This is a genomic window from Flavobacterium bizetiae (assembly GCF_902804475.1).
Classification (GTDB): domain Bacteria; phylum Bacteroidota; class Bacteroidia; order Flavobacteriales; family Flavobacteriaceae; genus Flavobacterium; species Flavobacterium bizetiae.
This window is the reverse complement of the sequence record NZ_CADCSU010000208.1, coordinates 1-7,337: the sequence shown is the minus strand read 5'-3', so window position 1 is coordinate 7,337 and position 7,337 is coordinate 1. Positions and strand designations below refer to the sequence as shown.

Sequence of the window (7,337 nt, the reverse complement as noted above, 5' to 3'; positions counted from 1 at the left end):
TTTGAATGGGATAAACGACAAAAGTTGTTTTTTGACATTAGAATAAACAAAATAGTGTCTAAAATCAAATTATTATGCATAACATATTGATTTGTATTTAATTAGCGTATTTGCTGGGCTTAGCGTAAAAATAGGATAATTACTGCATAATGTTTTATGCGATTATCGGGTAAATAGTGTTAAAATATTAAGTTATAAGTATTTTAATACTAAAATTATCTAAATTTGGTCATCAATATTACAAATATTTTGTGAAGACCCAAATTTATCAACTTATTTAAACAACCAAAGAAAACCTATTATGAAAAAAATTAAATCGATTTTAGCCCTGTCATTTATAGCGCTAACTATTGTGTCTTGTAACAAAGAAGATGTTGCAGACCAATCCAATCAGGAATCACTTAAAGTAACACCAGAAGTGTTGAATAAACTTAGTTCACTTTCACTAAATACATCAGATGTGCAGGTAGTTAAGAACACAAAATTAGATGGTACTACAGAGGATGCATTCCTTATAGAGGGAGATATTATTGTGACACAAGAACAATTAAAGAATATGGATCTTCACGGCGGTATTACCACAGAACAATATCGTACTACAAATTTAGTAACAGCTCCAAAAACTATTAAAGTTGTTGGATTGTCAGGAACTGGTACAACAGCTCTGACTACAAATATGCGTGCCGGATTACAGGCTGCTATCAACAGATACAATAGTTTAGGATTGTCTATCAACTTTACGCTAACCTTTAGTTCAAGTACTACGGGTGCAAACATTGTTGTAAGAAGACAAACCGGATCTGCCGGTGGAGTAGCAGGTTTCCCTTCTGGAGGAAATCCTTATAATTCAGTTACATTATATTCAGGATTAGACACTTATTCAACTGGTGTAAATGCACACGTAGCGGCGCACGAAATTGGTCACTGTATTGGTTTACGCCATACAGACTGGTTTAGCCGTCAAAGTTGTGGACAGAATTCTAACGAAGGAACCGCTGGTGTTGGAGCAATCCAGATACCTGGAACACCTTCAGGATATGATGCAACATCTTACATGAGAGCTTGTTTCGGTTCAAACGAGACAGGAGCTTTTAATGCTAACGATGTTACAGCTCTGAATTATTTATATTAGAAGTTGATTTAGAGTTGTCTTTACAAAATATATGGGGCTGTTTCAATTTTTTTGAAACAGCCTCTTTTTTATTGGATCATTTGTACTAAACTTGTATTCTATATTTAAAGCTTGATTTTGATATTCTTGCTTGCTAGCGAACTGCAGCGTAAATTCCCAAAATAAATTCAGCTTTAACAAGACACTTTAGAAACAAAACAGAATTTAATGGTAAACGATTATAAAAAACACGATCTGTACGGTAAAACTCTGATTCAGAAAATTGAATTAACACCACCGTTTAAATTTGATTTTCCGGTTACGGAACAAGCTTGTTTTTTATATGTAAAAGGAGGAGACCTCGAATATCAAATAGATGATGAACCAATAAGCATTGCAACTCATTATTCATTATTATTGAATTGTATAAATTCCGGAAAACAAATTTACAATTCAAAGTCAAATTGTAATTGCGAAATTGTGATCGTGACGTTCTATCCGGAGATCTTAAAAAAAATATACGACAGAGAACTTCCGTTATTGCTTCAGACACCAAATAATATAGTATCGAATAAATCGAGTGAAAAAATAAACAACGATTTTTTAATTCAAAAGTACATTGAAGGTTTATTGTTTTATTTTGAAAATCCTTCTCTTATCAATGAAGATATTTTGGTACTGAAAGTAAAGGAAATCATTCTTTTGTTATCTCAAACACAAAATTCAGAATCGGTACAGTTGATACTATCACAGCTTTTTTCTCCCGCAACCTACACTTTCAAACAAATCATCGAAGCAAATTTATTTTCGCAGCTTTCTGTTGAAGAGCTGGCACAACAACACAATTTAAGTGTTTCATCGTTTAAGCGTGAATTTGTAAAAATATACCAGGATACACCGGCTAATTATATTAAAACTAAAAAATTAGAGAAAGCAGCTCAGCTTCTTGAGGTTTCGGATCAGCGTATTAATGAAATAGCGTTTGATTGTGGTTTTAATGACCTGGCGAATTTTACCAAAAGTTTTACGGGTAAATACAGTGTTAGTCCAACAAATTACCGACAAAGATCGAAGAATCTGTAGTTAAGAAATAACACTCTTTTAAAATTTTCAAGCATTCTGAGTATTTATATTCAGGATGCTTTTTTTGTGAACGAAATTGCCAAATAGTTGAACTAATTTCCCAAACGATTCTCCCTGATCTACCCGAAGTTTGTGATGTATTTTCGAACCAATTTAAATTATAAAAAATGGGATTATCAAGTTTAGGAATTTTTCACACCATTATAGGTGTTGCTGCAATTGTAGCCGCAGTAGTAGATTTTATCAAATATGGTAAAATCAATTTGAACACATTATCCGGTAAAATATATTTTTACGGAACAATTATTACGTCGCTAACTTCATTAGGAATCTCCAAACATGGCGGATTCAATCCGGGTCATGTCTTTGCTGTTTTTATCGTCTTTTTGGTATTGGGGGCTTATTTTCTCCATACAAAAAGAAAAAATAGTGCAAGAGCCCGCTATTTCGAAAATTTGGGGTTGTCGTTTAGTTTCTTTTTGTCTCTTGTTCCTACGGTTAATGAAACGTTTACCAGAGTTCCGCTGGGACATCCGCTGGCTAAAGACATAAAAGATCCCGTAATAGCGAATACGCTTCTTGTTTTATTAGTACTTTTTATCATAGGCTCAATATATCAGTTTAGAAAACAAAGCGTTATTAATAAAGCATAAAAGAAAGCTCATTTCGGTAGAAATGGGCTTTTTGGATTTTAATCATTTTATTGCACAAGTTCAATTATTTGTTTTTAAATATTTTGTCCTAAAGTCAAAAATAAAAATTTCACTAGATCTAAGTTTTATACAGATTTAATAAGATGTCATTTAAATATTTTTATATTAGCTTAGGGAAATTTAAAAAGATGAAAAGGAAGAGATCTTTTTAAATCTCAATTATATATCTCAAAACTGCATTGATGCAGAATTAGTACAACAGATAAATTTTAAATCAAAATAATATAAAAATTAAAAATGCATCAAAGAGAAGCTGATATAAATTTAATAAAGAGAATTTTAATCGACAAGGACAAAAAAGGAGTTTATGAAAATGCATTTCATTTTATTCATGTCTATTCACGAGACGAGGAAATTTTATTGCTTTTATGTCAGATATTTGAGTCGGATTGGCATGAAAGCCATGAAGATATGGCCAGAGCTTTTCAGGGCGCTTCAAACCCAGTAACTGCAGAAACGCTGTTTAGAGTTGCATTGACAGAATTTGAATATAGTTGGAATGATAACTATCCATTGCAAAGAAAGTGCACATGGGCACTTGCCGATACTGGTACCGAGGAAGCTAAAAACTTTTTAAAGCAAATAAAACAAAAAGCTAATGAAGAAGTAGCTGAGTTTGCTGATAAAAGATTAAGAAATTGGGATTCTGAATGGAGGAGAAAAGGGCAAATATTAAACTGCTATGAGATGCATAGCTTTTTTATACCACTTGAAAAATATTCGGAAAGTTTAAAAACTTCATCTACCGAAGCACAAAAAATTATAGGGAATCTATTCAATAAAAGAAGCCTTGAATATGGTGATTATCTTCCTCGGGAACTTGTTGAAGTAATTAGAGAATATGTTTTATTGTATCAGGTACATAAAAATGAAGTAGCAGAACAATCGCTTAAAGATCAAAAGTTTACTGTCCCTGATGATAGCTCTTTAACGATAAGCCCAATAAAACTTAGCTTTCTTTCTATGATGAACAGCTGTAATTGGCTAAGAGAAGAAAATCAGGAAAGACTGTTTGCGATTTGGATTAGGAAAGAGGCTTTTGCAGAGATTTTAAATGATGCAGTACTTATTTCTGAAAATGAATCTCAAGAAGAAATTGAAAGTAAAAAAGTAACGATTCAATGGCTTCCTGATAATGATTTTCTGGGAACAAAACTGGAAAGAGAAGTAATACAGCTTGATTTGAATGACGAAGCTTTTGAGAAACTTGTAAATGAAAAAATTGAAGGCATATCAGATATAACGGATTTTGTTATAGAACAAAGAAATCATATTGATAATGGCGAATTTGATAGATTGTTTATTCCAAAAGAAGGAATAATTCAAATTTAATTTCAGGATAAATTTTTAGCTAAAAAAGTTCTTAGAATAAGGATGCTTATCTTTTTCAGTTCATATAATTACCTAATTTTGCAATTCCCGAAGTAACCCGCTTTTTATATCATAACATGAGCCATATATTTTCTGATAACAGCCAAATAGGAATAGTATCTACTTTTTCTGAACTTGTAAATACCGATTTCAAAGGAGAAATGAATGCCTTATGCTGGTACAGAAATTTGAATGGCGATTTTAATGAGATTGTAGCCCAATTATCTTTAAAAGAGAATATAACGGAAATTTATTCTGAAGATCTAATCGCGCTCCAACTTTCAGAAAAGGGAAATATAGCAAGAGAAATAATTTTAAATGATTTGCAATTATTAACGGATTTTGGCGCTTCGCCTTCTCTTAATTTACTAAAGTGTTATGAGCGTGATGACGAATTTGATTTTATATCAACAGATGTTTATTCGTTTCATGTTGATCGTTCGCCCATTGCAACAGATACTTTTTTATGCACCTATCACGGAGCGGCAAGTGAAATTGTTGCAAACTCTCAAGCCGAACAAAAAATTCTGATTCCCGAAATCCAAACAAAATTACAAGAACTGTATGATGGACCTGAAGAAGGATTTGAAGACTTCCTGAAAGAAAATTATTTTGATTTGCATTATCAGGTAAATCAAAATGCAGAACCTATTAATTTGGGATTAGGACATCTTTGGCGCCTGGCTGTAGATCATCCAAAACAACAAGTATTGCCTTGTGTTCATAGAGCCCCAATAGAAAATGAAGGAGAATATCGATTGTTGTTGATTTGCTAAGAATAATCGGTTGGCGTACTATTTTAACACATAAAATCTATGTTTCTATATGTTTAAATTTTATGCATTACAATGATACTCTATTGATACTTACTTAAATCCAGATTAAGAATAGTACCAACTTTGCTAAACTCTTCATTAACCTTTGCATTCAGAATGAGTGGTTCATTGTTTATTGGATGATCAAAAATCAACTGATGTGCATGAAGCATCATTCCTTTCAGGTCAAAATTTTCCAGCCATAATTTATTTTGTTTGTTACAGCCATGTGGCCGACTTCCTAAAATGGGATGAAAAATATGTTTGAAATGTTTTCGTAATTGATGCATACGTCCGGTTTCAGGAATCGCTTCAACCAAACAATATCTTGACGTTGGTTTATTATTAAATTCTAATTCCACTTCGGCATTTTGCAAACGGTGAAAGTAGGTTATTGCATTTTGTTTGATGTCATCATCATTAACTAAATCGTAATCAATCGTTAGTTCTTCAGGCGACCAACCACGTAAAATAGCCAAATATTTTTTTTCGACTTCGCGTGTAGCAAAACGATCATTCATAATTTTCAAAACTTCTTTATCTAACGCAAACAACAAAACACCAGATGTTTTGCGGTCTAACCGATGAATAGGATAAACGTGTTGTCCTATTTGGTTTCTCAGTTCCTGAATAGCATACACTTTTGCATCGCGCGCGTAAAATGATTTGTGAACCAATAAGCCACTAGGTTTATTAATAGCTATAATATATTCGTCCTGGTATAGAATTTCTAACATTCGGCAAAAGTAACAGAGATTTCGATTGAAATCCCTTTTACAACTTATTTATTTCTATGCTTTTGTTTTTTTTATTTTAGATTGAAAAAACAGATTATTTACAATTGAGATTATTAGAAGATTACTTTTCTAGTTTATTGAATTCGACCTCAATTTCTTTGTTTGATGGATTCGGCGCGTTTTTATGAATTAATTCCCCTTTCTTGTTGTAGATCAAATATCTCGGAATTGTCTTTAAATCAATTTCTTTATAAAATAAAGAGTTAGGGTAATTTAAAGTGATAAAATCATTCCCGCTTTCGAATAACTTTTGTTTTTTTGAAGCTATTTTCCATTTTTCAACATCTTTGTCGATAGAAATGAATATAAAAATCACATTTTTATCTTTATATGCATCACGAAGATTTCTTGAAGCGCCCATTTCTGCAATACAAGGTCCGCACCAGCTAGCCCAAAAATCAACGTAAACTATTTTGTTAGAATATTTCGTTTTAATTAGATGATTCAAATCAAATTTGTTTTGAGTTCCGTCTGATAATGCGATGTCATTAACGCTGAATTCATTGCTAACTGCCAAAAGATATTTCTCTGAAAGTGATTTGATAACAGTTTTATTGTGGATTGCTGTTTTAAATAATTCAAAAAATTTTTTGATATCCTCTTTTGAGAAATTTAAAAGAATGTCATTCATGTATTGATACAAAAGATAATCTCTGTTATTATCCTCAATTTCCTTGTCGTTGATAACAGACTCTAATTGCGCCCTGCTATCAATGATAGAATTGTTTTTAGATTTTAAAAGCTTTGGTTGGTGAATGGATTCAAAAGACTTTATAACTAAATGTCTTCCGCTCGGCATTGATAAGTTGACAGGATTTTTTAGAATATTTCTGTTCGAAGCCTCTTTTTGCAAATAATCTAAATCTGTTTTTATTAAGGTAAAGATTTGTTCGCTGATAGTGCCTGTTTTAGATACAGAATCAAATTTGATTTTTCGGGAATCAAAATATTCTTTCGCAATTTTATTTTTTTCTTCCTTAGTTCTAAATCTCTTATTTTCAATAAAAAATTGAAAATCACTTTTTACATTTTTGTTGATTTTGAGATTCAGTTCAGTTACAAAGTTGAGATCATTTTCTAAAGTTTTTCGATTTAATATTTCACAATTTGGGTGGTCATTGGGATAATCAAAAACAACCACATCTCCAGGTTTAAATTGGTATAAGGAATATTCATTCACATTATAACCGTGTGAGAATATAATATCAGAGCTTGTTCTGATTTTGAGCGTATCACTTTTTTTATAATTTTTCTTTTGTATAATATTCGGAAGAAAATTTCCTTCTAGTGAATATAACACATTATCTTCCCGAAATGAATATTGCCCCGTTTTAAGTCTTAGCGTATCAGTTTTAAAAGATCTTTCTTTAAATATTATCGTGATAATTGTATCTGTTTTATCAGTTGAGATTAAATCTGAATTTTGTTTTTTCTGACAACTAACTAT

At 31.6% G+C, this 7,337-nt stretch carries 7 protein-coding genes; 5 read left to right on the top strand and 2 right to left on the bottom strand.

Features of this window, described 5'->3' with window-relative positions; genetic code table 11:
* Positions 1 to 301: 301 nt before the first annotated feature.
* The 5 genes from FLACOL7796_RS23860 (at position 302) to FLACOL7796_RS23840 (ending at position 5,054) form a co-directional block, all read left to right on the top strand.
* On the top strand, positions 302 to 1,132 hold the full coding sequence (locus FLACOL7796_RS23860) for a M57 family metalloprotease (protein ID WP_173973262.1): 831 nt from the start codon (positions 302 to 304) through the stop codon (positions 1,130 to 1,132).
* Positions 1,133 to 1,339: 207 nt separating this feature from the next.
* Positions 1,340 to 2,194 carry an AraC family transcriptional regulator gene (locus FLACOL7796_RS23855; protein ID WP_173973261.1) on the top strand — a complete coding sequence of 285 codons (855 nt, stop codon included), beginning with the start codon at positions 1,340 to 1,342 and terminating at the stop codon, positions 2,192 to 2,194.
* A 167-nt stretch (positions 2,195 to 2,361) separates the two neighbouring features.
* The gene (locus FLACOL7796_RS23850; RefSeq protein WP_173973260.1) at positions 2,362 to 2,847 is read left to right on the top strand and encodes a hypothetical protein; all 486 of its coding nucleotides are present in this window, start codon (positions 2,362 to 2,364) and stop codon (positions 2,845 to 2,847) included.
* A 297-nt stretch (positions 2,848 to 3,144) separates the two neighbouring features.
* Positions 3,145 to 4,239, top strand: a complete 1,095-nt coding sequence (locus FLACOL7796_RS23845) for a DUF4291 family protein (protein ID WP_173973259.1) — start codon at positions 3,145 to 3,147, stop codon at positions 4,237 to 4,239.
* Positions 4,240 to 4,355: 116 nt separating this feature from the next.
* Complete coding sequence (locus FLACOL7796_RS23840) at positions 4,356 to 5,054, top strand: DUF1826 domain-containing protein (RefSeq protein ID WP_173973258.1); 699 nt, start codon at positions 4,356 to 4,358, stop codon at positions 5,052 to 5,054.
* A gap of 80 nt (positions 5,055 to 5,134) precedes the next feature.
* Here FLACOL7796_RS23840 and FLACOL7796_RS23835 read toward each other — a convergent pair whose 3' ends face one another.
* Positions 5,135 to 5,830 carry a pseudouridine synthase gene (locus FLACOL7796_RS23835; protein WP_173973257.1) on the bottom strand — a complete coding sequence of 232 codons (696 nt, stop codon included), beginning with the start codon at positions 5,828 to 5,830 and terminating at the stop codon, positions 5,135 to 5,137.
* 121 nt (positions 5,831 to 5,951) lie between these two features.
* Positions 5,952 to 7,337, bottom strand: a 1,386-nt coding sequence (locus FLACOL7796_RS23830; protein WP_173973256.1) for a TlpA family protein disulfide reductase, incomplete at its 5' end; no start/stop codon positions are given.